A 22,935-nucleotide genomic window follows, 5' to 3' on the forward strand; every position below is an offset into this window, starting at 1 on the left:
GTCTTCGTTCCCCCGCACGGGGGAACTGGCACGGGAACTACGGATCTGAACCGAGGTGTACGCCCATGGAGGCCCTGCCGGACAGCGACGTGCTCTGGGCACGGTCACTGCACTTCACGCACCGGGACGGCTCGCCCGCGCTGAACGGCGTCTCGCTCGGCGTCCGCGAGGGCGAGATCCTGGCCGTCAACGGCCCGCGCGGCAGCGGCAAGAGCACCCTGCTGGGCTGTCTGTCCGGGCAGCTGCGCGCCCAGCGCGGCGAGGTCTGGTTCAACAGCGTCCCCGTGCACACCATGGGCCCCATCGCCCGTGAACGGCTGCGCCGCGACCGGTTCGGCTGGATCGAGCCCGCCCCCTCCCTCGTACCGGAGCTGAACGTCTGGGAGAACACCGCGCTCCCGCTGATGCTGCGCGGCACCAGCCGGCGCCGGGCCAAGGTCGCCGCCCAGGAGTGGCTGGAACGGCTCGACATCGGCGAGAAGGCCCGCAAACGGCCCGCCGACCTGCTCCAGTCCGAACGCCAGCGCGTCTGCATCGCCCGCGCGCTCGCCCCCGCGCCCACCGTGCTGTTCGCCGACGAGCCGACCGCGCCGCTGCACCGCGCGGACCGCGGTCACGTGCTGCGCACCCTCACCACGGCGGCCCGCTCGCACGGCATCACGGTGCTGCTGGCCACCCACGACGCGGAGACGGCGGCCCTTGCCGACCGCACGGTCTCCCTGCTGGACGGACGCTGCGTCAACACCGTCCACCTGCCCCCGACCCCCGAGACGGAAGGCCGGGCCGCGTGCTCGCTCTCCGCCTGACCCGCAGCGCCCACCCGGCCGTCCAGCTGCGCCGCCTGCTCGTCGCGGCGGCCTCGGCGGGTACGGGCTTCCTCCTGCTGTCCGCGCTGGGCTACGCGCTCGGCCACCCCGACGACCCCGCCGGATCCCTGCTGCTCCGGCTCGCCTGGTGCGCGGCCCCGCTCGCCGCGACGGTCCACTTCGCCGTCGCGGTCGCCCGCACCGACCCCGCGACGGCGCCGCGCCCCGGCCTCGCGGCGATCGGCCTGGGCCCGGCCCGCCTGATGGCCATCTCGACGGTCACCACCGCCCTGGCCTCCACCCTGGGCTCCATGCTGGCCCTGCTCTTCTTCCTCCACCTGCGCGGCGACCTCACGGGCCTGCCCTTCGACGGCGCGGCGGCGGAGTTCCTGGCGGCCGACCAGCCACTCCCCCTCCCGGCGACCCTCACTCTCCTGGCCTCGATCCCGACGACGGCGTCCCTCTCGGTGGCCCTCACCCTCCGTCCCCAGGACCCCCGCCCCAAGGCCTCCCACCGCCACTTCGGCCGCTTCGGCGCGTTCGGGGGCCGGACGCGGGGCCCGGAGACGTTCGGCACGTACGGGAGATTCGGGTCCCGTGCGGGTGACCGGCGGGCCACGGCAGGCACCGGCGGCCCGCGGGCGGTCGTACCGTCCGCGGCACAGACGGGCGCGGACGGCACCCGGCCGGCGCCGGGCGGCGCGAACGCCCCAGCCCCGGACAGCGCGACCGCTGCGGACCCGGACGGCGCGCCCGATCCCCGCAGCGTGACGCCGGGCACCGCGCAGGCGACCTCCCCCAACCCGACCGCGACCCTCCCCTGGGGCATCGCCACCCTCGCCGCCGGGCTGGCCGCCGAGGCCTACGCCGGGCGCACCGCGGTCCCCACCGACGTCACCATGCCCGGCGGCCTGGGCGTCGGGCCGCTCGGCGTCCTGGTCGGCTGGGCCCTGACCGCCGTGGGGCTCGCGCTGGCCGGCCCCGGCCTGACCCACCTCTGCGGCCGGCTGCTGCAAGCCGCCCACCCCGGCGCGCTGCGTCTCCTCGCGGGCCGCGCGCTGATGGCGGAGGCCGGCCGCATCGGCCGCCCCCTGGGCGTGGTCTGCGCGGTGGCCTCCGCCGGCTACGCCCTCGCCGCGCTCCAGGACCAGGCCGCCCTCGGCCCGCTCACCACGCTGGGCGCGTTCCTGGTCGCCGGCTGCACCACCGCGACCCTCCTCACCGCCGCCGTGGAGGCGCGGCAGGTCCGCGCCGACACCACCGCCGCCCTGCTCCGCCTGGGCGCCCCCGCCACCGTGCTGCGCGGCGCCGCCGCGTTGCGCGCCGGTGCGCTGCTGACGGTGTTCGGCCCGCTGACCCTGCTCGTCGCGGCGCTGGCGGCCCAGCCGCTGACCCACTGATTCGCGGCCCGCTCAGAACTCGTACGAAAAAAATCTCCGAACGCCGATGAGTTCCTGTCGGCTCCCCGGTCTGACCCCACGAGAACGACAGCGGAACCGGAAACCCGGCACCACCCCAGGGAGAGACCTCACCATGTACCAGCAGATGATCTTCGTGAACCTGGCCGTCGGCGACCTCGACGCCTCGAAGAAGTTCTTCACCGAGCTGGGCTACTCGATCAACGCCCAGTTCAGCGACGAGACCGCGGCCAGCGTGGTGATCAGCGACACGATCGTCGCGATGCTGCTCACCAAGGAGAAGTACGCCCAGTTCACCAAGAAGGAGATCGTCGACGCCACGAAGAGCAGCGAGGTCCTCATCGCGCTCAGCGCGGAGAGCCGCGAGAAGGTCGACGAGCTGGTGGACAAGGCGATCGCGGCGGGCGGCAAGGACACCGGCGAGACCCAGGACATGGGCTTCATGTACGGCCGTGCCTTCGACGACCTCGACGGCCACACCTGGGAGGTCGTCTGGATGGACCCGGCGGCCGTGGAGGGCTGACGGCCCGTCGAAACGTGCGGGCGGTTAATAAGCGGGCAAAGGCAACGCCCGTACCGCGCACATGCGTTGACACTTCTTACGGAGCGCTTATAAACCTGTGAGCCTCCTGGGGACGCCGGGCGCCTGCCACAGGCGGGCGTCACCCCGCCCCCGTCAACCCCCCGCATGTGCGTATCCCGTAAGGACAAACGTGTCCATAACCCGCCGTAACGTCGCACGTCCCGTGCGCATGCTCGGTGTCCTCTCCGCTTCCGCCGCGCTGGCGCTCGGCGCCGCCGGCACCGCCCTCGCCGATGGCATCGGCGAGTTCTCCGCCGCAGCGGACTGCGACGGCGCCAAGGGCGTCATCACGGTCACCGACGAAGACCCCACCGGCACCCCGGCAACCGTCTCGGTCTACCTGGAGAACAACGGCGCCGACGCCCGCTTCGTCGGCAGCCGGAAGGTCAAGGGCTCACGCGAGGGTGCCACGGTCACCTTCGCGGAGGACTGGGAGCCGAACGCCACGTACCGCATCCGCGTCAAGGCCGGGAACCAGGTCGACGAGGACATCGCGCCGTTCCTGACCACCCCGTCCACCGCCTGCGCGGCCGGAGACAGCCCGGCACCCACGCCGACGCCGACCCCGTCCGGCACCCCGTCGGAGTCCGAGTCCCCCTCGGGCACCCCGTCGACCCCGGGCGGCACCGCCACCCCGGTCCCCTCCACCCCGTCCGCCCCGGCCGCCTCCGGAAGTGACGGCTCGGCATCCGCCGACACTCCGAGCAACGCCCCGGCACCCGCGGTCGGCGAGTCCCACCTCGCCGAGACCGGCGCGAGCTCCGGCACCGGGCTGATCGTCGGCATCGCGGCCGCTCTGGTCGTCGTCGGCGGTGGCGCGGTGTTCCTCGGCATGCGCCGCCGCGGCACGAACGGCGACCGCTGATCACCACGTACCGCTGATCAACCAGGTCAACCAGGTACCACTGGTCCTTCACGTACGACGGCCCGCCCCCGGTACGACCACGGGAGCGGGCCTGCGCGACGCGTCGGGGGCCCGGTCCGGCTCAGCCGAACGTCGCCCGCTCCAGCCAGAACTCCAGCAGTTCCCGGTCGCCGAGCACCTCGACCTCCGGGCTGTCCAGGGGCAGCCGGCGGTAGAAGGCGAGCAGCACCGAGGTGAGCGGGCCGCGCAGGGCGACGGCAGTCTTCTCGTGGCCGCGGCGCCAGTCGACCCCGTCCTCGGTCAGCTCGATGACCCACTCGGCGTCGAGTCCGGGCGCGGCGTCGGTCGCGTGGAGGTGGATGCCGCGCCCCATGCCGCGCAGTCCGCCCGCCGGGCCGTCCGGCATGACCCGCTGCATGAACCGCACGATCTCCAGCCACTCGTCCACGGCGTCGGCCGCCACCTCGGGCGCCACCTCGTAGGGCTGCCCCACGGTGAGCGCCGCGTCGGCGCGGTGCACGGTGATCTCATGGGTCATCCGGCGGGCCCAGAACCCGCTGCTGTTGATACCGGACCACGCCCACACCTTGGCGTCGGGACCCGCTTCCCGCAGCGTCGCGACGACCGCCTCGCCGGTCTCGGCCAGCCAGGCGTCCAGCGCCTCCGCGTCGCCCCTGGCCTCGGGACCGCCGGCGCCCGGCACGTCCCTCGGCTCGATCTTCTCCTCGGCCCGGGTGCGCACCAGCAGCTCCGCCCAGCGCAGGGCACCACCGGTGTGCCGGACGAGCTGTTCCAGCGACCAGTCGGGACAGGTCGGCACGGTGGCGGCGAGGTCCGCGCCGGACGTGATCAGCTTCCTCAACTGGCCCACCTGATGGGCGATTTCATCGCAGTAACGGTCATATGCAAGTCGGGTCATGACTCGCACCCTATGAGCCGCCCACCCGGTCCAGCACCACGATTTCGGCCATGTCGAACTCCACGCCGACCACGTCCCCGACCTCGGGCGCCGACCGCAGCGCGCACGCCGCCTCCAGGCGCGGGGCGCCCTCGGGCTGGAGGTGCACGGCGACATGAGTGCCCTTGAAAGTGCGGGCGGCGACCGTGCAGCGCAGGCCCGCGTCGGCGGCCACCAGGCGCACTCCGGCGGGCCGTACGAGCAGTGTGCCGGGCCCCTGGGTGGCGCCTTCGGGGACCGGCAGCTTGCCCCAGGGGGTGGCGGCGACCTGCCCGGTGACGGTGGCGTCGACCACGTTGTCGAAGCCGAGGAAGCGGGCCACGAACGCGTCCGCCGGCCGCTGCCACACCTCGAGCGGCGTCCCGGACTGGGCGATCCGCCCGTCCCGCATCACCACGACCCGGTCGGCGAGCGCGAACGCCTCGCCCTGGTCGTGGGTCACGGCGAGCACGGTGGTGCCCAACCGACCGAACAGCTCGCGGAGTTCCACCACCAGCCGCTCCCGCAGCGAGCGGTCGAGCTGGCCCAGCGGCTCGTCGAGCATCAGCAGCCGGGGCCGGGGCGCGAGCGCGCGGGCCAGCGCGACGCGCTGCTGCTCGCCGCCGGACAGCGCGGCCACGGCCCGGCGCGCGGCACCGGGCAGTCCGACGAGCTCCAGCAACTCCCGCACCCGCTCGTCCTGCCCGCGCCGGGGAACGCCGTGCATGCGCAGCCCGAAGGCCACGTTGCCGCCGACGTCCCGCTGCGGGAACAGCTGGTGGTCCTGGAACATCAGTCCGACCTCGCGCCGGTGCGCGGGCACCCCCGTCTGGTCGCGCCCGTCGAGCACCACCCGCCCGGCGTCGAGGGGTTGCAGCCCGGCCACCGCCCGCAGCAGGGTCGACTTGCCGCTGCCGCTGGGCCCGAGCACGCACACCACCTCGTGCTCGGCGACGGCGAGACCGACCGCGTCGAGCACGGCCCGCCCGCCGAACCGCACCGTGGCACCGTCGAGCCGCAGCAGCATCAGAACTCCCCCGTCCGGTCGGTCCGCAGTCGCTCCAGCACCAGCAGCGCCACCGCGCACACCACCATCAGAATCGTCGACAGGGCCATCGCCTGACCGTAGTTGAGGTCCCCGGGCCGCCCCAGCAGCCGGGCCACGGCGACCGGCAGCGTGGGATTGTCGGGCCGGGCGATGAAGACGGTCGCCCCGAACTCGCCCAGCGACACGGCGAACGCGAACCCGGCCGCGACCAGCAGCGCCCGCCGCACCATCGGCAGGTCGACCTCCCGCCACACCCGCCACGGCGACGCCCCGAGCACCGCAGCCGCCTCGCGCAGCCGTACGTCCACCGCCCGCAGCACGGGCAGCATGGTCCGTACGACGAAGGGCACCCCGACCAGCGCCTGCGCCAGCGGCACCAGGATCCAGGAGGCCCGCAGATCCAGCGGTGGCTCGTCGAGCGCGATCAGGAAGCCGAAGCCGACGGTCACCGCGGAGACGCCGAGCGGCAGCATCAGCAGCGCGTCGAACCCGCGGACGAACCGTCCGGCGTCCCGCCGGGTGAGGGCCGCGGCGGCCAGACCGCCGATCAGTACGGCGATGGCGGTGGCGGCGAGGGCGTACTCCAGCGAGTTGCCGACCGCCTCGATGGGCGGGACCAGGAAGGTGCCGCCGTCCTCGCGGGTCAGCGCCTCGTAGTAGGCGAGGCCGGGCGCGTCCAGGGACCGCTGCACCAGCACGGCCAGCGGCAGCAGGATGAGGACGACGACGGTGACGAGCACCCCGGCCAGCAGCGCCCACTGCCCTGCCCCGCGCGGCCGGCGCGCCGTCACCGACGCGTCCACCAGCCGCAGCGCGGTCTCCCGCCGCCGTACCGTCCAGGCGTGCACGGCGAGGATCGAGCCCACGGCGGCGAACTGCACGAGGGTGAGCACGGCGGCCGTGGACAGGTCGAAGATCTCCGAGGTCTGCCGGTAGATCTCCACCTCCAGCGTGGAGAACCCGGGGCCGCCGAGGATCTGCACCACGCCGAACGAGGTGAAGGTGAACAGGAACACCATCAGCGCGGCTGCGGCCACGGCGGGCGCGAGCGCGGGCAGGGTGACCTGCCGCCAGGCCCGGAAGGGGGACGCGCCGAGCATCCGCGCGGCCTCCTCCTGCCGGGGGTCGAGCTGCGCCCACAGTCCGCCGACCGTGCGGACGACGACGGCGTAGTTGAAGAAGACGTGCGCGAGCAGGATCGCCCACACGGTGGTGTCCAGCCGTACGCCCCAAAGGTCCTGGAGCAGCCCGCCCCGCCCGAGCAGCGCCAGGAACGCCGTGCCGACCACGACCGTGGGCAGCACGAAGGGCACCGTCACCAGGGCCCGCAGGACCTGCTTGCCCGGGAAGTCGAAGCGTGCGAAGACATACGCGCCGGGGAGCGCGATCAGCAGCGTGAGGGCCGTCGAGACGAGCGCCTGCCAGGTGGTGAACCACAGGACGTGCCGGATGTCGGGCTGCGCGAGCACGTCCCACAGCCGCCCGAACCGCCAGGCCCCGTCGACGTTCAGGCCGCGGGCGACGATCGCGGCGACAGGGTAGGCGAAGAAGACCGCGAAGAACGCGACGGGCAGGGCCATCAGGCCGAGCCGCGCCGCCGCGCTCCCGCGGGCCCTGACGGCTACTTCAGTACGAGCGAGGTCCACGACTTGACCCAGTCGTCACGGTTGTCGGCGATCTTCGCCGGGTCCATCGTCTCGGGGGCCTCGGCCTGCGGGCCGAACTTCACGAACTCCTCGGGCACCTCGGCGCCCTCGACCACCGGGTAGACGAACATGTTCAGCGGCATGTCCTCCTGGAACCGCTTGCTCACCAGGAAGTCCAGCAGCGCCTTGCCTCCCTCCGCGTTCTTCGCGTCGCTCAGCAGCCCCGCGTACTCGACCTGCCGGAAGCAGGTGCCCTCGGCGACACCGGTGGGCGCGGTCTTCGGCTGGGGGTCGGCGTAGATCACCTCGGCGGGCGGGGAGGAGGCGTACGACACGACCAGCGGCCGGTCGGCGCCCGCCTTCTTGCCGCCGGCGGACCCGGAGAACTCCTCGTTGTAGGCCTGCTCCCAGCCGTCGACCACCTTCACGCCGTTGGCCTTCAGCTTCTTCCAGTAGTCCTGCCAACCGTCGTCGCCGTACTGGGCGGCGGTGCCCAGCAGGAAGCCGAGGCCCGGCGAGGAGGTGGAGGCGTTCTCGGTGACCAGGAGGTTCTTGTACTCCGGCTTGATCAGGTCGTCGAACGAGTCGGGCGGGGTCAGCTTGTGCTCGCTGAAGTACGCCTTGTCGTAGTTGACGCAGATGTCGCCGGTGTCGACGGGCGTGACCCGGTGCTTGTCCTGGTCGACGCGGTACTCGGGCAGGACCCGGTCGGAGCCCTTCGGCTCGTACGACTGGAACAGCCCGTTGTCGAGGGCGCGGGACAGCAGCGTGTTGTCGACGCCGAAGAACACGTCGCCCTGCGGGTTGTCCTTCGTCAGGATCGCCTTGTTGACGGCCTGGCCGGCGTCGCCGTCCTCCAGGACCCGGACCTTGTAGCCGGACTCCTTCTCGAAGGCGGCGAGGACGTCCTTCGAGACGGCCCACGAGTTGTGGCTGACGAGCGTGACGGTCTTGGAGTCGCCGCCGCCCGCCTGGTCGCCGTCGGACGACCCGCACGCGGACAGCCCGACCATGCCGAGGCCCACGACGACGGCCGCGAACCGCTTGCTGGTGATGCTCACTGAATTCCTCCTGGGGTGACCAGGAAGAGACGCGGCCCTGCCCGGGGCTCTCGGAAGATCCGAAGGCTCCGGGCAGGGCGCAACAGCTCGAGTGGTGACCGATCTCCCTACCCAGAATGACCTGGGCCAGGTTCGGAGGGTCTGCGGCCGTGTGCCGCACTCTCAGCGCTGTGGCGCTCCCCTGTCGGAATATGAAGATGTACTTACCGCAGTTGTTCTTACTGCGCGGACGGCGGCCAGACTACCTCTCGGTGGCCGCGAGCTGACCACACGCCCCGTCGATCTCCTGACCACGGGTGTCCCGGATCGTCACCGGCACACCATGCGCGGCGATCGCCTCGACGAACGCCTTCTCGTCCTCGGGCCGCGACGCGGTCCACTTCGAGCCGGGCGTCGGGTTCAGGGGGATGAGGTTTACGTGCACGGGCCGGCCCTTGAGCAGCCGCCCGAGCCGGTCGCCACGCCACGCCTGGTCGTTGATGTCCCGGATCAGCGCGTACTCGATGGACAGCCGGCGCCCGGACTTCTCGACGTAGTCGAACCCGGCGTCGAGTACCTCGCGCACCTTCCACCGGGTGTTGACCGGTACGAGGGTGTCGCGCAGTTCGTCGTCGGGCGCGTGCAGCGAGATCGCCAGCCGGCACTTGAAGCCCTCGTCGGCGAACCGGTGGATGGCGGGGACCAGCCCCACCGTCGACACGGTGATGCCGCGCTGCGACAGCCCGAGCCCGTCGGGGGCCGGGTCGGTCAGGGCGCGGATGGCGCCGACGACCCGCTTGTAGTTGGCGAGCGGCTCGCCCATCCCCATGAAGACGATGTTCGACAGCCGCGCGGGCCCACCGGGCACCTCGCCGTCGCGCAGCGCGCGCATGCCGTCCACGATCTGGTGCACGATCTCGGCGGTCGACAGATTCCGGTCCAGGCCGGCCTGCCCCGTCGCGCAGAACGGGCAGTTCATCCCGCACCCGGCCTGCGAGCTGATGCACATGGTCACCCGGTCGGGGTAACGCATCAGCACCGACTCCACGAGCGTGCCGTCGAAGAGCCGCCACAGCGTCTTGCGGGTGGCGCCCTCATCGGTCGACAGATGCCGTACGACGGTCATCAGCTCCGGGAACAGCGCCTCGCGCAGCTTGTCGCGGGAACCGGCGGGGATGTCGGTCCACTGCTCCGGGTCGTGCGCGTACCGCGCGAAGTAGTGCTGCGAGAGCTGCTTGGCACGGAACGGCTTCTCACCGACCTCCGCGACGGCGTCCTTGCGCTCCGCGGGCGAGAGATCAGCGAGATGCCGCGGCGGCTTCTTGGCTCCGCGCGGCGCGACGAAAGTGAGTTCTCCGGGCTTGGGCATGGTTCTACCAGTGTCGCAGATCCAATCGGGTGACCTGGGGCTGCCGGTCGCTACGACTGTCGTTAGTAGCCGTCACTGGTCACCACTGAGCGGCCTCGGACGGCCCAGGGACGGCCCGGCCGACAGGCCAGTAGATCAAGGCGGGTCACGCATGGATCAGCCGACTCTGGAGTGTCTTGCCTCCAGTACATAAGTCGGGCGGGGCGCCGAAAGAGAACAGGAAGCGCTCTGACCTGCCGCTCTTGAGCCACGTGACCTGGGTGGTGGCGCAGTGGTTGGTGTCAATCATTGATGTCAGGCATCAGTCAGTAGCTTGGCACCCTCGGGGATCGGCTAGGACTGCCGCCCCTGTGGGGGAGGCATCCCCGCGCCCGCAAGGTCGACCAGCTCTCGCCACTGTCACGCATCAGCCCGGTCGTGCTAAGCCGCGACGTGCTGCGAGCTAGACCATTGGCCCATAGATACTGCGCCAGCCGAATTTACCAAGGGGCTTGCTAGTGCTCACCTCGGGTGAGCTCGTGACCACTTCACGGCATCGGCGGAGAAGTCTTGAAAGTGGACCCACGGTCGGCGGTTGTTCATGGTGCGATCCTTGACGAAGATGGCCGCGTTGTCATCGAGGTCCGCTAGGACGTGACCCCACTCCTCCAAGACGAGGTCTCTCTCGATGAAGCCCTTCTCGACGTACAGGCTCAGCATGTCGAGCATGGCCACAGCCCCAGCTGCCGCTTGGCCATCGGCGTGACCTGACTCTCGTAGTTGCTTAGCGTCTGCCAGGTTGTTGATCTTCTCTCTGATGACTCTGCGACCCCACAGCTGATCCGGCGTGCAGAGCTTCTCGTGCAAGGCCAAGAAGAGGTCCCGCTTGTTGAGCTTTTCGGTCTCCTGCCGTGCGTTCTCGCTGAATCGGAAGGCTCTTTGCGCAACGATCCACGATCCGATAGCGCCGAGCGCGGAAGCTAGGGAAACGACCAAGGCGACAATTGCCATACGCATAACGACACCACGCACGTATACGTGGCCACCATGTGGAGTACTCCGATCGGAGTTCGGGTGACCACCTGCTCAGCGGGACCAAAGTGCGAGGCCAATGCTGCTCCACTTGATCAGCATGGATGACCGGGCCTACCAGCGTCCAGTGCCGGTGTCGTAGGTTCTCGGGATGCTGTTTACGGCTCCTCCAAGCCCACCACTTCCCCCAGCTCCCATCCCGTCCGCCGTCGACCCACACACCGTGGAGCGGGCGTGGTTCATGGCGTCCAGGTGGAGCGCGCCACTGTACGAACGACCTGGACGCCATGGGCCGCGTCTGCTCGGCTCTGCCTGGGTCGATGGCGGACGGGATGGGAGCTCCCCGCGCACGCCACTACGGACCCGCGGCCTCGAACGGCGCCCCCTCCATCCCGGTGCCGGCCGATCCCCCGCCGGAGGCCTCGTTCTGACCGTGGCCGTGCTGATCGGGTTTCTACTCAGGCCGTAACTCGCTTGCGGCCCCAGGGGCACGGCCCCGGCGCCGAAGGCGCAGAGAGGTCGGGCCCAAGGGGCCAGCCCGCGCTTGCGCGGGCCCTTGATGAGGTAGAGAAACCTGTAACAGCTCCTGGCTGATACCGGTCTTGGACTCGGTAGGCCTCCGTGGTGATCTGGCAGTGAAGTGCACACGAGGGGGCAGGGTGCAGCCACTACCAGGCGACTTGGCGAGGAACCGTCCGGGCGACGCGGTGCGCCGCAAGATCCGAGAGCTGCAACCGAACCCATTGCTGAGAGTCGTTCAACGTTGGTCGCCTCGGTCCGAGATCCGCAGCTGGTCGGATGGGCTAGTCGGGGAACGCGTCACCGGCAGACGGCTCGACAGACTTCGCGGCCATGGCTGGTACACGCTCCACGCCATCCAGTGGGCCAGCGGCGCCGACATCGATCACCTCGTCATAGGCCCCGCTGGCGTCTTCTCCATCAACACCAAGCGGCACAGGGACAAGTCCGTCTGGTACGGCGACGCTGCCATCACGGTGAACGGGGCGGTGCAGCGTCACATTGCGGTCAGCCAGTCGGAAGCACGTCGGGTGTCCCGTGCACTGACTCGACGCTGTGGAGTCGAGATTCCCGTCCGCCCTGTGATCTCTGTGGTGCATGCGGCGAAACTCAAGGTCAAGAACGCCAACCCGCCAGTCCTCGTCTTGGAAGTAGAAAACCTCGACCGAGTCCTGTCAGGCCTGTCACCGGTGCTCTCTCCCGACCAGGCCGCCCATATTTACGGCGTTGCCCGAGACGCGGGTACCTGGGTCGGCTGATCAGGCGTCGAAGTCGTACTCGAGCACGTACGCGGCCGAGTCGAGGATCATCTCGTTCACCTCAACGGCGCGCCCCTCTTCGGCGAACGCCGTGCGAGAGATGAGGATCACGGGAGTGCCCATGGAGAGCTGAAGGCGGCTTGCCTCCTCCTGCGACGGCATCCGGGAGCGGATCTCTTCGCGGAAGTGCACGGGCTTGTAGCCCAGCTCGGCCAACCGGGCATAAGTACCGCCGGGGCCGGTGTCTTCCTGCGTGATCGCGGACCCAGCCACCAAGTCCGCAGGCAGGTACGAGGTGGACAGAAGGATCGGCTTGTCGTCGAGCACGAATCGGCGGCTGCGCACGCATACTGCCGCGCCGTCCTCCATGTCGAGCACTTGGCTGATCCGTTCGGGTGCGGCGGCCTCGTACACCTGCACCTGGTCGACCACGAGAGTGCGGTCCTCGATGTCCGCCGACCAGATGGAACGGCCCGAACCCCACTGGTCGCGGGACAGTCGCTGGATGCCTCGCCGCCTCAGCGGCTTGAAGGCACGCACGAACACGCCGGCGCCCTTACGGGACTCTGCAAGACCCTCGTTCTGGAGCACACCGAGCGCTTGTCGCGCGGTCATACGGGCTACGCCATGCTCGGCCATCAGGTCGTTCTCTCCCGGGAGCCGATCACCGGGACCGTATTCGCCCGACTGGATCGCCTCACGCAGAGAGTCCGCGATCCTCTGGTACTTCGGCCGACGGTCGTCGGTGGTGGCCATTCGGAGCCCTCCTCTCTTCTCTAGACACCCCACCCTAGGGCATCCATAGATGCGTTGCGCTCTGGCGTGTAGCCCGCATCTGCGCGATACAACGTCTCTAGACATCTCCCTTGACGGCATCTCTAGACACGTGCTCCACTGGAGATGTCTAGAGAGGTCGCACGAGGCGGCCTCCCGAAACAAGGGATGTGCTCATGCCGTCGTTCAAGATCGATCTGTCGTCCGCTGTGGTGTTCGTGGCGACCGCGCCGGTGCCGAAGATGGCCAACGCCAAGACCGGTGAGCGGGCCATCGACCGGGAGACCGGTGCGGGCCTGTCGACCGTGGGCCTGCTGGTCTCCGACGAGGGCGAGGGGAACCTGTACCAGGTGACCATCCCAGAGACGGGCTACCAGGGGGACCTGGTGCCGGGCATGCCGGTCAAGGTGATCGGCCTCAAGGCCCGTGACTGGGAGAACGAGTTCAACGGACAGAAGCGCCACGGCATCTCGTTCCGCGCGGTCGCGATCACCCCGGCGGCCTGACCATGGCCGACATGACGACATGGCTGGAGACCACGGCAGCCTTAGCCGGTGCCGGCGGGCTCGGCTACACCAAGTACCGCGCCCCCCGGGTGTACTGGTCGCTGGTCGGGGCGCCGCTCACCTGGGGCCGGTTCGCCTTCGCCTACCGCTCCACGATGGACGTGTGCGGGCTGACGGTGCAGCCGTCCGGCCTGCGGGCGTTCGTCACCCGCAACGTCGCCCGCCGCGAGGTGCAGCCGGTCCCGCCGAAGATCCGCCGGATCCGCCCCACCTCCACCGGCCTGCGGGTCACCCTGCGGCTGCCCGCTGGTCTGGAACCGGCGGACGTGATGGCTTCCTCGGAACGGCTGCGCCACGCCTGGGGCGTGCACTCGGTGACCGTGGTGGCGACCAAGCCTGGATACGTGGAGCTGCGCATGACGGGCTACGACGTACTGCGCCGGGTGAGGATGCCACGCAAGGCACGGCCGCACGACATGGCGGTGCCGGTCGCGCTGCGGGAGGACGGGACCGCGTTCGAGCGGGACTACCGCAAGGCACCCATGGCCCTCACCCTCGGCGCCAACCACTCCGGTAAGTCGATGTACCAGCGCAGCCTGATCAAGGGACTGGCGCAGCTCCCCGTCGCGCTGGTCGGCATCGACTGCAAGCGCGGGGTGGAACAGACAGCCTTCGCACCGCGGCTGTCGGCGCTGGTCACCAACCCGGACGATGCCGCGTCGCTGCTGGATGTGCTGGTCGCGGAGATGGAAGACCGCTTCGACCTGCTGAGCCTGCACGGCGCTTCCGACATCTGGGAACTCCCCGACGAGGTGCGGCCGGTGCCGGTCGTGGTCCTGGTCGACGAGGTCGCCGAGCTGTTCCTGATCTCCTCGCGCAAGGACGAGGAGCGGCGGGAGCGGATCGTGACCGCGCTGATCCGGCTGGCGCAGATGGCCCGCGCGGTCGGCATCTACCTGGAGATCTGCGCTCAGCGCTTCGGTTCAGAGCTGGGCAAGGGCGCCACCATGCTCCGCGCCCAACTCACCGGCCGCGTGGTCCACCGGGTCAACGACAAGCAGACCGCCGAGATGGGCCTCGCCGATGTCGCCCCGGACGCGGTCCCGGCCGCGAGCCTCATCCCGATGGAACGGCCCGGTACGGCTGTGGCAGCGGACTCCACGGGCGGCTGGTCGAAGATCCGCACCCCGCACACCTCCCGCGACGACGTAGTTGCTGTCTGCCGGGAGTTCGCTCACCTGGTCCCGGATCTTCCCGTGCTGGAGCCCTTCCGTCCCTTCGTGCCCGCCGAGGCGCCGGCGCCTGGTCCGTCACTGGTCAAGCCCCGCCCGGTCACCGACTGACAGCCGCTGGACCAGGGGCAGCATGCGCCTCGCGCTCCGTCCCTTCCGGCCCGACTTCCCTTCGAAGGGAGGTGCCCCATGCTCCGCCCACTTCGCCCCGACGCCGTACTCGTTCAGGCCGTCATCGCCGGTGCTCTGTCCTTCGCTCACCTGCACGACCTGGCTGCGGCTGCTGGACAGTCCGGCTGGAAAGCCTGGGCCTATCCGGTCTCCGTCGACCTGCTGTTGGTCGCCGCCTGGCGACGGCTGCGCACGGCCCGCCGCGACCGCTCGGCCTGGACGTGGTTCGTCATCGCCTTGGCGGCCTCGCTCGGCGCGAACGTCGCCACCGCCGGACTCCTCGACCTGGCCGACGTTCCCGCCTGGCTGCGCATCCTCGTCGCCGGTTGGCCTGCCCTGGCTTTCCTCGGCGGAACCCTCCTCGTCCACAGCCCCACCGCCCCCGTGCGGTCTGCACAGCCCGTGGACGACAAACCGCCCGCGCCGGAAGCCGACATGCGTCGCATAGACACCACTGAACCCGCCCCGGCTTCGGACCCGGTACCCGAGGTGCCTGAACTGGCCCCGGCTGCGCCGTCCCCTCCCGCGCCGGCGCCCGCGTCTCCGTCGGTCCCGGCCGCGCTGCTGGACCACGCTCGCAAGATCGCCGACGCCCATCAGGCATCCACCGGCACACCGATGCCCGCCGACGCGCTATCGGCCCGGCTCGGCCTGCCCGCCCCGATGGCCGACGCCATCGCGGCCCAGCTCCAACTCACCTAGCCCAGGGAGGAGATCGCTCGTGGCCGTCTACCGCCGCTTCCGCGACCGCATCCGCATCGGCCCGGTCCAGGTCGCCACGTACTACGACGGCCGGGGCCGCAACAAGCACACCGCCGCCTGCACCGCTCCGGGCTGCGGCTTCTCCGCCGACTACCCGGACCGCTCCGCCGCCGAACTCGCCGCCCGCACCCACCGCTGCAAGTCCTAGGAGGCGTCGTGGACGTTCCGCTCTGGCTCGCGCTCCTCGTCGTCGGCTACCTCGGCGTCAAGCTTGTCCGCCCGCCCTGGTGGCTCGTGATCGTGCTCCTCCTCGGCGGCTACCTCGTCGCCGACAGCTTCCTTAGCCCCGTCATCGGCACCGCCCTCGACAAGTGACTTGACCGTGAGAGGAGATTCACCGTGTTCACTCCGAAGTACCCGCCGCAGGACACCGCCCCGCCCCCGGCGCTGCAGCCCAGTAGCCCGATGCCCACCGCCCCGGCTGCGGTCGTCCCGACCCCGCACCGGCCCACCGTGCAGCTCACCCCCGGCAGCGCGCTCGCCCTCGCCGCCGGCGGTGGCGCCGTGGTCCTGGTTGTCGGCGCCGTCCTGGTCTCCATGCTCCTCGCGGTCGCCATCACCGGCGTCTCCGTCGCCGTGGTCGCCGTCGTCCTCCGCCTCCTCGTCAAGGACCTCCAGAAGGAGCGGTGACCGACATGGACACGCACGTGATCGCCGCCGGGTTACCGGCCCTGGGCTGGGCCCTCCACGGCAGCCTGCTGGTCCGTCGCCTCTCGACCGCCCGCCGCGACCCCCTGACCGGCCTGCACACCCGCGCCGGATGGACCGCCCGCGCCGAACACCTGCTGGCCAGGCACCCGCACGCCTGCGTGGTCCTCGTCGACCTCGACGACTTCAAGGCCATCAACGACACCCACGGCCACGCCGCTGGAGACACCGCGCTCACCGCGACCGCCCGGCGCCTCACCAGCTGGTGCGGACGCCACGGAATCGCCGCCCGCCTCGGCGGAGACGAATTCGCGGCCATCGTCACCGAGCCCGCCCGCACCCCCGGCCTCCACGCCCTCCAGGCCGCCTTGGACCAGCCCGTCGAGCACAACGGCTGCGTCCTGCCGGTGTCGGCCTCGGTCGGCCACTGCCACCGGTCACACCTGCCGGTCCCCACCCTCACCGACGCTCTCTCCTCCGCCGACTCGGTGATGTACGCGGTCAAGGGGCACGGCAGGCGCAACACACGCTAAGCGGCCCCCGGAGCGGCCTCGGTCGCCAAACTTCGTCCGCTCCGGGCGCCTGACCCCTCCCGAATCCAACGGACCCGAAAGGGAGCCCCATCATGCCCCAGCACACCCCGACCCGGCGGATCTGCCGCGACTGCGACGGCTTCGCCACCGCCGCCATCACCACCGGCACCCGCCACCCGGACGGCACCCGAGCCACCCTCACCATCACCTGCCCCAGCTGCAAGGGCACCGGCCGCACCGCCCCCGCCGCCGGCCTCGTCCGCGCCGGGAGGTGACGGCCGCCATGAGGACCCTCACCACCTCCGCCCACCTGGAGCCGGACACCTCCGCCCGCGTGAACGTGTTCGACCCCACGCCCGAGGACGAAGGCTTCGTCAGCCTCCGCGTCGGCGGCGAGTCCATCGACCTCGCGCTGATCGCCCGTCCGGGCACCACCGACGCCCTGCGCGCCCTCGCTCGCGCCGCCGACGAAGCCGCCGCGGCCCTCGACCGGATCGCCGCCACCGCTGCGGACGGTGACGCGTGACCGACACCGCCACCATGGCGGGCCTGGACCCGGCCACCCTCGCCGACGTGCTGAGGCTGGCCGGGTCTCCCGGCTTCGACCGCATCCAAGACCAGATCCGCCGCACCGGCGGCTGCACCGACCCCATCCACCTGCAAGGCTCCGTCGTCGTCCGCGACAAGCAGACCCGGCACGTCCTGCACCACTACTCCACCGACACCGAGCCCGGCGGACGGCTCCGCATCGCCTGCGGCAACCGCCGCGCCTCCCGCTGCCCCGCCTGCGCCTGGACCTACGCGGGCGACACCTACCACCTCATCCGCGCCGGCCTCATCGGCGACCCGGCCAAGGGCACCCCCGACACCATCCGCGACCACCCCCGCGTCTTCGCCACCCTCACCGCCCCCTCCTTCGGCCCCGTCCACAACCGCCCCGGCAACCGGCCCTGCGCCTGCGGCACCCACCACCCCGAAGACGCCCCCGAACTCGGCACCCCCCTCGACCCCGACACCTACGACTACGCGGGCGCCGTGCTGTGGAACAACCACGCCTCCGACCTGTGGCGCTACTTCACGATCTACCTCCGCCGTGAGATCGCCCGCCGCGCCGGGCTCACCCAGAAAGCCGCCCGCGAACAGTCCCGGGTCTCCTTCGGCAAGGTCGCCGAGTACCAGAAACGCGGCGCCGTGCACTTCCACGCCGTGATCCGCTTCGACGGCCCCGAGGGACCCGACTCCCCGCCCCCGGCCTGGGCCACCCTCGACCTGCTCACCGACGCCATCCGCGCAGCCGCGGCCCGCGTCGCGGTCGACGTCCCCGCCTCCGGCGGCCAACCTGCTCGCGCTCTGCGCTGGGGCATGCAGCTCGACGTACGCCCGATCCGCGCCTTCGGCGACGGCGAGGAAATCACCGAACAGGCCGTCGCCTCCTACGTCGCGAAGTACGCCACGAAGGCCGCCGAGACAACTGGCACCGTCGACCGCCGCATCGGCAACAAAGAGGCCTTGGCCCTCCTCGGCGTACCCGACCACCCGGCCCGGCTCATCGCCGCCTGCCTCAACCTGCACCCGCTCTACCCGGACCGCAAGCTCCGCGACTGGGCCCACATGCTCGGCTTCCGCGGCCACTTCTCCACCAAGTCCCGCCGCTACTCCACCACCCTCGGCGCCCTCCGCCAGACCCGCGCCGACTACCGCGCCGCCCAACAACGCGCCGCCCTCGGCCTGCCCGACCCCGACGGCGAGACGGAGGCAACCACCCTGACCCTCGCCCACTGGACCTACGCCGGCCACGGCCACACCCCCGGAGAGTCCTGGCTCGCCGCCAACATCCGCCGCGACATCCAACAAAGCCGCGAACTCGCCCGCGAAGAACTGCCCGCACAGCTCGCCGACGAAAGGAACTGCTGACCATGGCCTCAGAGCTGCCGAACCGGTTCCTGACCCCTGAGGACCTGGTCGAGATGTTTGACCTTCCCAGCGTGGAGACGGTCTACCAGTGGCGCCGGAAACACACCGGCCCTCGCGGCTTCCGGGTCGGCCGGCACCTGCGCTTCGACCCGCGTGACGTACGGGCCTGGGTGGACTCCCAGCTCGGGGAGGCCGCCTGATGGCTGGGCACATCCAAGACCGCTGGTACAAGACCGCGACCGGGCCGGACGGCAAGTCTGTCAGGGTCAAGACCGAGCGGCACGGCACCGGCATGCGCTACCGCGCTCGGTACGTCGGCCCCGACGGCACCGAGAAGTCCAAGAGCTTCCCGGACCGCCAGAAGCGCCTCGCCGAGAAGTGGCTGACCGACATCGCTTCGGATATGTCGCGCGGCCAGTACATCGACCCGCGTGCAGCTCGGATCACCTTCAAGAGCTACGCCGAGAAATGGCTCAAGACGCACGGCATCGACCCGGCCAGTCACGTGGTGGTCGAGCAGCGGCTGCGCCTGCACGCATTCCGGCTGATCGGCTCTCGGCCGCTGGACTCGTTCCGCCCGGAGCACATCCGCGGCCTGGTGAGCGCGCTGGAGAACGACCCGGCCGTGAGTGGCGGTTATGCGCGGAACATCTATGGCGACGTGCGGGCCGTGCTCAGTGCTGCGGTCGACGACGGGCTGTTGCCCCGCAACCCGTGCTCCGCGAAATCCGTCCGCCCGCCGGCCACCGAGCAACGCCGTGTTGTGCCGTGGCTGCCTGCCCAGGTTCAGGCGGTCCGCGCGGCACTCCCCCAGCGCTACCAGCCCATGGTGGACGTGGGTGCCGGGTGCGGGCTCCGTCAGGGGGAAATCGTGGGACTGGCTGAGGATGCGCTCGACTTCGACGGCGGCATCATTCGGGTGGTCCGACAGGTGAAGCTGATTCGGGGCAAGGCCGTGTTCGCCCCACCGAAGTGCAACAAGGAACGGGACGTACCGTTGCCCCCCTCGGTGGCTGATGCCCTGCGGGCCCACATGGACGCCTTCAAGCCGGTCGAGATCACCTTGCCCTGGCGCAAGCCGGACGGCCCGAAGGTATCGGCTCGCCTCTTGTTCACGAACACCGCGAGCGGACTCGTCTGGCGCAGCAACTTCAACATCCAGGAGTGGAAGCCCGCCCTCGCGTCGGCCGGTCTGATCGCAGAGGCCGGAGAGAACGGCAAGTACCAGTCGGCCCGTGAGCACGGCATGCACGCGCTGCGGCACTTCTACGCCTCGGTGCTCCTGGACGCCGGCGAGAGCATCAAGGCCGTGAGTGAGTACCTGGGCCACTCCGACCCGGGGCTGACTCTGCGGGTGTACGCGCATCTGATGCCGTCGAGCCAGGAGCGTACGAGGAAGGCCGTGGATCGGGTGCTTCTCCCGGCCCCGCACGAGCCTGACGGCCCAGAGACGGCCCAGTGACCTGAACCAGGCCCCCTATCCGCGCCGAACGCGCTGGTAGGGGGCTTATTGCTGCCCAACTACTGCCAGTTCTCCGGGCTTGGGCATGGTTCTACCAGTGTCGCAGATCCAATCGGGTGACCCGGCCGCCCGAAAGGACCAAGGACAGAGCCCCCGCCCTTGGGCAGGGCGGGGGCTCGTCAGCGTAGGGCGTGGGCGGTCAGGTGCTGCCCACGAAGAGGACCAGCAGGAGCCACACGACCGGTGCCGTGGGGAGCAGGGAGTCCAGCCGGTCCATGATGCCGCCGTGGCCGGGGAGCAGGGTGCCCATGTCCTTGATGCCCAGGTCGCGCTTGATCATGGACTCGCCGAGGTCGCCCAGCGTGGCGCTGGCCGCGACGGCGAGACCGAGGAGCAGGCCCTGCCACCAGCTGCCGTCGTCCACCAGGAACTGCATGCACAGCGCGCCTGCCGCCATCGCGAACGTCACCGCGCCCAGCAGGCCCTCGCGGGTCTTGCCGGGGCTGATCCGGGGCGCCAGCTTGTGCTTGCCGAACCGCCAGCCGACCGCGTACGCCCCGGTGTCGCTGACCACCGTCAGCAGCAGGAACGTCAGCACCCGGTACGGCCCGTCGTCGGCCGTCAGCATCATCGCGACGAACGTGGCGAGGAACGGCACGTAGAACGCGGCGAAGACGCCGGCCGTGACGTCCTTGAGGTAGCCCTCCGGCGGTTCCGTCATCCGCCAGACCAGCACGGCCAGCGCGGTGAGCGCCATCGCGACCCACGCGCCCTCGGCACCCCGGACGTACCCGGCGACGACCATGGCGGCGCCGCCGATCGCGAGCGGCACCAGCGGCGCCCGGATGCCCTTGCGTTCCTCCAGGCGCTTGGTCAGTTCCCACAGCCCGACCACCACGGCGACCGCGATGACACCGACGAAGACGGCCTTGACGACGAACAGCGAGGCGACGATCACCGCGCCGAGTCCGAGCCCGACCCCTATCGCGGCACCGAGGTCGCGGCCCGCGCTCTTCTTCTGCGGTGCGGGCGCCGGCTGCGGGGCGTCGTGCATGGGCTCCGGATTCTGCGGCGTCGCAGCGTGGGACGGCGCCGACGTGCTCTCGTCTCGGAACAGGGGGCCACTCAGCCGAGCGGCCCCCCGGTCGTCATCCTGGTTTCCGCCGTGTGCGGATACGTCGGGCACGATGGGCATGGGCCGAGTCTGCTGCGCGTCAAGCGCATCGTACGCGGGACCCGCCGGGGCGGCCCGCTGGACCGGACCCCGGATCGGCCCCTGGTCGGACGGCTGCCAGTACCCGGTCTGCGGCGTCCCCCAGGAAGAGTCGTTCATCAGACCTCGAGCAGTTCGGCTTCCTTGTGCTTCAGGAGCTCGTCCACCTGGGCGACGTACTTCGCGGTGGTGTCGTCGAGCTCCTTCTCCGCACGACGGCCCTCGTCCTCGCCGATCTCGCCGTCCTTGATCAGCTTGTCGATGGCGTCCTTGGCCTTGCGGCGCACGGAGCGGATCGAGATCTTCGCGTCCTCGCCCTTGCCCTTGGCGACCTTGATGTACTCGCGGCGGCGCTCCTCGGTCAGCTCCGGGAACACCACACGGATGATGTTGCCGTCGTTGCTCGGGTTGACGCCCAGGTCGGAGTCGCGGATGGCCTGCTCGATGTTGCGCAGCGCGCTCTTGTCGAACGGGGTCACGACGGCCATGCGCGGCTCCGGCACGGAGAACGAGGCCAGCTGGTTGATCGGCGTCGGTGCGCCGTAGTAGTCGGCCACGATCTTGTTGAACATCGCCGGGTGCGCACGGCCGGTGCGGATCGCGGCGAAGTCCTCCTTGGCGACCACGACGGCCTTCTCCATCTTCTCCTCGGCCTCGAGGAGGGTCTCTTCGATCACCACTTGCTCCTGCGTGTCTTGAGTAGGCCCGGCTGCGGTTGACGTTGTGGTCGGCGGCCGGCTGCGTCGCGTCTTCTTCCTGCACGGTTCCCGACCGGCAGGACATTGTCCATCCCCCGGTCAGGGGCCGTGGTCACCGGTCAGTCCCGGCTGCCCTGGTCACCCACCAGCGTGCCGATCTTCTCACCCTTGACGGCGCGAGCGATATTGCCCTCCGCAAGAAGCTCGAAGACGAGGATCGGCAGGCTGTTGTCGCGGCACAGCGTGATGGCCGTGGCGTCGGCGACCTTCAGGTCGCGCGTGATGACCTCGCCGTAGCCGAGCGCGTCGAACTTCACGGCGTCCGGGTTGGTCTTGGGGTCGGAGTCGTAGACCCCGTCGACTCCGTTCTTGCCCATCAGCAGCGCCTCGGCGTCGATCTCCAGGGCGCGCTGGGCGGCGGTGGTGTCGGTGGAGAAGTACGGCATGCCCATACCGGCGCCGAAGATGACCACGCGGCCCTTCTCCAGGTGGCGCACGGCGCGCAGCGGGATGTACGGCTCGGCGACCTGGCCCATCGTGATGGCGGTCTGGACCCGGCTGTCGATGCCCTCCTTCTCCAGGAAGTCCTGGAGGGCGAGGCAGTTCATCACGGTGCCGAGCATGCCCATGTAGTCGGAGCGGGCGCGGTCCATGCCGCGCTGCTGGAGTTCGGCGCCGCGGAAGAAGTTGCCGCCTCCGATGACGACCGCGATCTGCGCTCCGTCGCGCACGACGGCCGCGATCTCGCGGGCGATCTTGTGCACCACGTCGGGGTCGACGCCCAGGCCCCCGCCACCGGAGAAGGCCTCTCCGGACAGCTTCAGCAGAAACCGGCCGGGCACTTTGCCGTCGTCGCTCTTCTGGGCCTTGGTGGTCATGGGGATCCCGCCTCTTTCACGTGTTGCACATACGAAGAAGGCCATTGCCGGTGGGGTGTCGTTCGCATCCCATGCGCGGCAATGGCCTCCTCGTCAGATCTGCTGTCGCCCGCCACACGTGTGTGCGTGGCGGCGTACGCAAAC

The 22,935-nt window shown here is 70.5% G+C and carries 27 protein-coding genes and 1 riboswitch; of the genes, 17 read left to right on the forward strand and 10 right to left on the reverse strand.

The genetic code is table 11. The annotated features are described in order from the left end of the window. Window positions 1-65: 65 nt before the first annotated feature. From ACSU6L_RS10660 to ACSU6L_RS10675, 4 genes are all read left to right on the forward strand, one after another. The gene (locus ACSU6L_RS10660; RefSeq protein ID WP_437055825.1) at window positions 66-806 is read left to right on the forward strand and encodes an ABC transporter ATP-binding protein; all 741 of its coding nucleotides are present in this window, start codon (window positions 66-68) and stop codon (window positions 804-806) included. After that, window positions 788-2,206 carry a hypothetical protein gene (locus tag ACSU6L_RS10665; RefSeq protein WP_437055827.1) on the forward strand — a complete coding sequence of 473 codons (1,419 nt, stop codon included), beginning with the start codon at window positions 788-790 and terminating at the stop codon, window positions 2,204-2,206. The genes ACSU6L_RS10660 and ACSU6L_RS10665 overlap by 19 nt, the downstream gene beginning before the upstream one ends. 133 nt (window positions 2,207-2,339) lie before the next feature. Then, window positions 2,340-2,747, forward strand: coding sequence for a VOC family protein (locus ACSU6L_RS10670; RefSeq protein WP_437055829.1), 408 nt, complete (start codon window positions 2,340-2,342; stop codon window positions 2,745-2,747). A gap of 229 nt (window positions 2,748-2,976) precedes the next feature. Continuing rightward, window positions 2,977-3,672: an LAETG motif-containing sortase-dependent surface protein gene (locus tag ACSU6L_RS10675; protein WP_437064843.1), complete on the forward strand. Its 696-nt coding sequence runs from the start codon at window positions 2,977-2,979 to the stop codon at window positions 3,670-3,672. Window positions 3,673-3,793: 121 nt separating this feature from the next. Here ACSU6L_RS10675 and ACSU6L_RS10680 read toward each other — a convergent pair whose 3' ends face one another. From ACSU6L_RS10680 to ACSU6L_RS10705, 6 genes are all read right to left on the reverse strand, one after another. Further along, the gene (locus ACSU6L_RS10680; RefSeq protein ID WP_437055831.1) at window positions 3,794-4,591 is read right to left on the reverse strand and encodes a maleylpyruvate isomerase family mycothiol-dependent enzyme; all 798 of its coding nucleotides are present in this window, start codon (window positions 4,589-4,591) and stop codon (window positions 3,794-3,796) included. A 10-nt stretch (window positions 4,592-4,601) separates the two neighbouring features. Continuing rightward, window positions 4,602-5,636 carry an ABC transporter ATP-binding protein gene (locus tag ACSU6L_RS10685; RefSeq protein ID WP_437055832.1) on the reverse strand — a complete coding sequence of 345 codons (1,035 nt, stop codon included), beginning with the start codon at window positions 5,634-5,636 and terminating at the stop codon, window positions 4,602-4,604. Beyond that, entirely contained in the window at window positions 5,636-7,303 is a 1,668-nt protein-coding gene (locus ACSU6L_RS10690; protein ID WP_437055834.1) for an ABC transporter permease, read from the reverse strand. The genes ACSU6L_RS10685 and ACSU6L_RS10690 overlap by 1 nt, the downstream gene beginning before the upstream one ends. After that, a complete protein-coding gene (locus ACSU6L_RS10695) occupies window positions 7,279-8,316 on the reverse strand; it encodes a thiamine ABC transporter substrate-binding protein (protein WP_437064845.1) in 1,038 nt (345 codons plus the stop codon). The genes ACSU6L_RS10690 and ACSU6L_RS10695 overlap by 25 nt, the downstream gene beginning before the upstream one ends. A 134-nt stretch (window positions 8,317-8,450) precedes the next feature. Continuing rightward, window positions 8,451-8,557: riboswitch (TPP riboswitch) on the reverse strand. Between the two features lie 48 nt (window positions 8,558-8,605). Beyond that, the gene (gene rlmN / locus ACSU6L_RS10700) at window positions 8,606-9,712 is read right to left on the reverse strand and encodes a 23S rRNA (adenine(2503)-C(2))-methyltransferase RlmN (protein ID WP_073941183.1); all 1,107 of its coding nucleotides are present in this window, start codon (window positions 9,710-9,712) and stop codon (window positions 8,606-8,608) included. A 501-nt stretch (window positions 9,713-10,213) separates the two neighbouring features. Next, window positions 10,214-10,702: a hypothetical protein gene (locus tag ACSU6L_RS10705; protein ID WP_437055836.1), complete on the reverse strand. Its 489-nt coding sequence runs from the start codon at window positions 10,700-10,702 to the stop codon at window positions 10,214-10,216. Between the two features lie 728 nt (window positions 10,703-11,430). Here ACSU6L_RS10705 and ACSU6L_RS10710 point away from each other — a divergent pair. Continuing rightward, on the forward strand, window positions 11,431-12,000 hold the full coding sequence (locus ACSU6L_RS10710) for a nuclease-related domain-containing protein (RefSeq protein WP_437055838.1): 570 nt from the start codon (window positions 11,431-11,433) through the stop codon (window positions 11,998-12,000). Here the strand turns inward: ACSU6L_RS10710 and ACSU6L_RS10715 are convergent, their stop codons facing one another. Further along, window positions 12,001-12,756 (reverse strand): GntR family transcriptional regulator, encoded by a 756-nt coding sequence (locus ACSU6L_RS10715; protein WP_437055840.1) that lies wholly within the window; start codon window positions 12,754-12,756, stop codon window positions 12,001-12,003. 194 nt (window positions 12,757-12,950) lie between these two features. Between ACSU6L_RS10715 and ACSU6L_RS10720 the strand changes: the two genes are divergently transcribed. The 12 genes from ACSU6L_RS10720 to ACSU6L_RS10775 all read left to right on the forward strand — a co-directional run bounded on the left by ACSU6L_RS10720 (window position 12,951) and on the right by ACSU6L_RS10775 (window position 20,002). Beyond that, entirely contained in the window at window positions 12,951-13,280 is a 330-nt protein-coding gene (locus ACSU6L_RS10720) for an SCO3933 family regulatory protein (RefSeq protein WP_437055842.1), read from the forward strand. A gap of 2 nt (window positions 13,281-13,282) precedes the next feature. Continuing rightward, a complete protein-coding gene (locus ACSU6L_RS10725) occupies window positions 13,283-14,623 on the forward strand; it encodes an FtsK/SpoIIIE domain-containing protein (protein ID WP_437055844.1) in 1,341 nt (446 codons plus the stop codon). A 78-nt stretch (window positions 14,624-14,701) separates the two neighbouring features. Continuing rightward, complete coding sequence (locus tag ACSU6L_RS10730) at window positions 14,702-15,385, forward strand: DUF2637 domain-containing protein (protein WP_437055846.1); 684 nt, start codon at window positions 14,702-14,704, stop codon at window positions 15,383-15,385. A 19-nt stretch (window positions 15,386-15,404) separates the two neighbouring features. Further along, window positions 15,405-15,593 carry a mobile element transfer protein gene (locus tag ACSU6L_RS10735; protein WP_437055848.1) on the forward strand — a complete coding sequence of 63 codons (189 nt, stop codon included), beginning with the start codon at window positions 15,405-15,407 and terminating at the stop codon, window positions 15,591-15,593. 8 nt (window positions 15,594-15,601) lie between these two features. Then, complete coding sequence (locus ACSU6L_RS10740; protein ID WP_437055850.1) at window positions 15,602-15,760, forward strand: hypothetical protein; 159 nt, start codon at window positions 15,602-15,604, stop codon at window positions 15,758-15,760. Between the two features lie 24 nt (window positions 15,761-15,784). Further along, window positions 15,785-16,075, forward strand: a complete 291-nt coding sequence (locus ACSU6L_RS10745; protein WP_437055851.1) for a SpdD protein — start codon at window positions 15,785-15,787, stop codon at window positions 16,073-16,075. 5 nt (window positions 16,076-16,080) lie between these two features. Further along, complete coding sequence (locus tag ACSU6L_RS10750) at window positions 16,081-16,626, forward strand: GGDEF domain-containing protein (RefSeq protein ID WP_437055853.1); 546 nt, start codon at window positions 16,081-16,083, stop codon at window positions 16,624-16,626. A 92-nt stretch (window positions 16,627-16,718) separates the two neighbouring features. Further along, complete coding sequence (locus ACSU6L_RS10755) at window positions 16,719-16,901, forward strand: hypothetical protein (RefSeq protein ID WP_437055855.1); 183 nt, start codon at window positions 16,719-16,721, stop codon at window positions 16,899-16,901. 8 nt (window positions 16,902-16,909) lie between these two features. Next, window positions 16,910-17,152: a hypothetical protein gene (locus ACSU6L_RS10760; RefSeq protein WP_437055857.1), complete on the forward strand. Its 243-nt coding sequence runs from the start codon at window positions 16,910-16,912 to the stop codon at window positions 17,150-17,152. Beyond that, a complete protein-coding gene (repSA, locus tag ACSU6L_RS10765; RefSeq protein WP_437055859.1) occupies window positions 17,149-18,540 on the forward strand; it encodes a replication initiator protein RepSA in 1,392 nt (463 codons plus the stop codon). The genes ACSU6L_RS10760 and repSA overlap by 4 nt, the downstream gene beginning before the upstream one ends. A 2-nt stretch (window positions 18,541-18,542) precedes the next feature. Next, window positions 18,543-18,740, forward strand: a complete 198-nt coding sequence (locus tag ACSU6L_RS10770) for a helix-turn-helix transcriptional regulator (protein ID WP_437055861.1) — start codon at window positions 18,543-18,545, stop codon at window positions 18,738-18,740. Continuing rightward, window positions 18,740-20,002 carry a tyrosine-type recombinase/integrase gene (locus ACSU6L_RS10775; RefSeq protein WP_437055863.1) on the forward strand — a complete coding sequence of 421 codons (1,263 nt, stop codon included), beginning with the start codon at window positions 18,740-18,742 and terminating at the stop codon, window positions 20,000-20,002. Before ACSU6L_RS10770 ends, ACSU6L_RS10775 begins: the two co-directional genes overlap by 1 nt. Window positions 20,003-20,201: 199 nt before the next feature. Here ACSU6L_RS10775 and ACSU6L_RS10780 read toward each other — a convergent pair whose 3' ends face one another. From ACSU6L_RS10780 to pyrH, 3 genes are all read right to left on the reverse strand, one after another. Further along, window positions 20,202-21,335 carry a phosphatidate cytidylyltransferase gene (locus ACSU6L_RS10780; protein ID WP_437055865.1) on the reverse strand — a complete coding sequence of 378 codons (1,134 nt, stop codon included), beginning with the start codon at window positions 21,333-21,335 and terminating at the stop codon, window positions 20,202-20,204. Then, the gene (gene frr / locus ACSU6L_RS10785; RefSeq protein ID WP_043506945.1) at window positions 21,335-21,892 is read right to left on the reverse strand and encodes a ribosome recycling factor; all 558 of its coding nucleotides are present in this window, start codon (window positions 21,890-21,892) and stop codon (window positions 21,335-21,337) included. The genes ACSU6L_RS10780 and frr overlap by 1 nt, the downstream gene beginning before the upstream one ends. Window positions 21,893-22,032: 140 nt before the next feature. Next, complete coding sequence (gene pyrH / locus ACSU6L_RS10790; RefSeq protein WP_073941181.1) at window positions 22,033-22,791, reverse strand: UMP kinase; 759 nt, start codon at window positions 22,789-22,791, stop codon at window positions 22,033-22,035. Window positions 22,792-22,935: the final 144 nt, after the last annotated feature.

It is taken from the genome of Streptomyces sp. enrichment culture, from assembly GCF_964272855.1.
Taxonomy (GTDB): Bacteria; Actinomycetota; Actinomycetes; order Streptomycetales; family Streptomycetaceae; genus Streptomyces.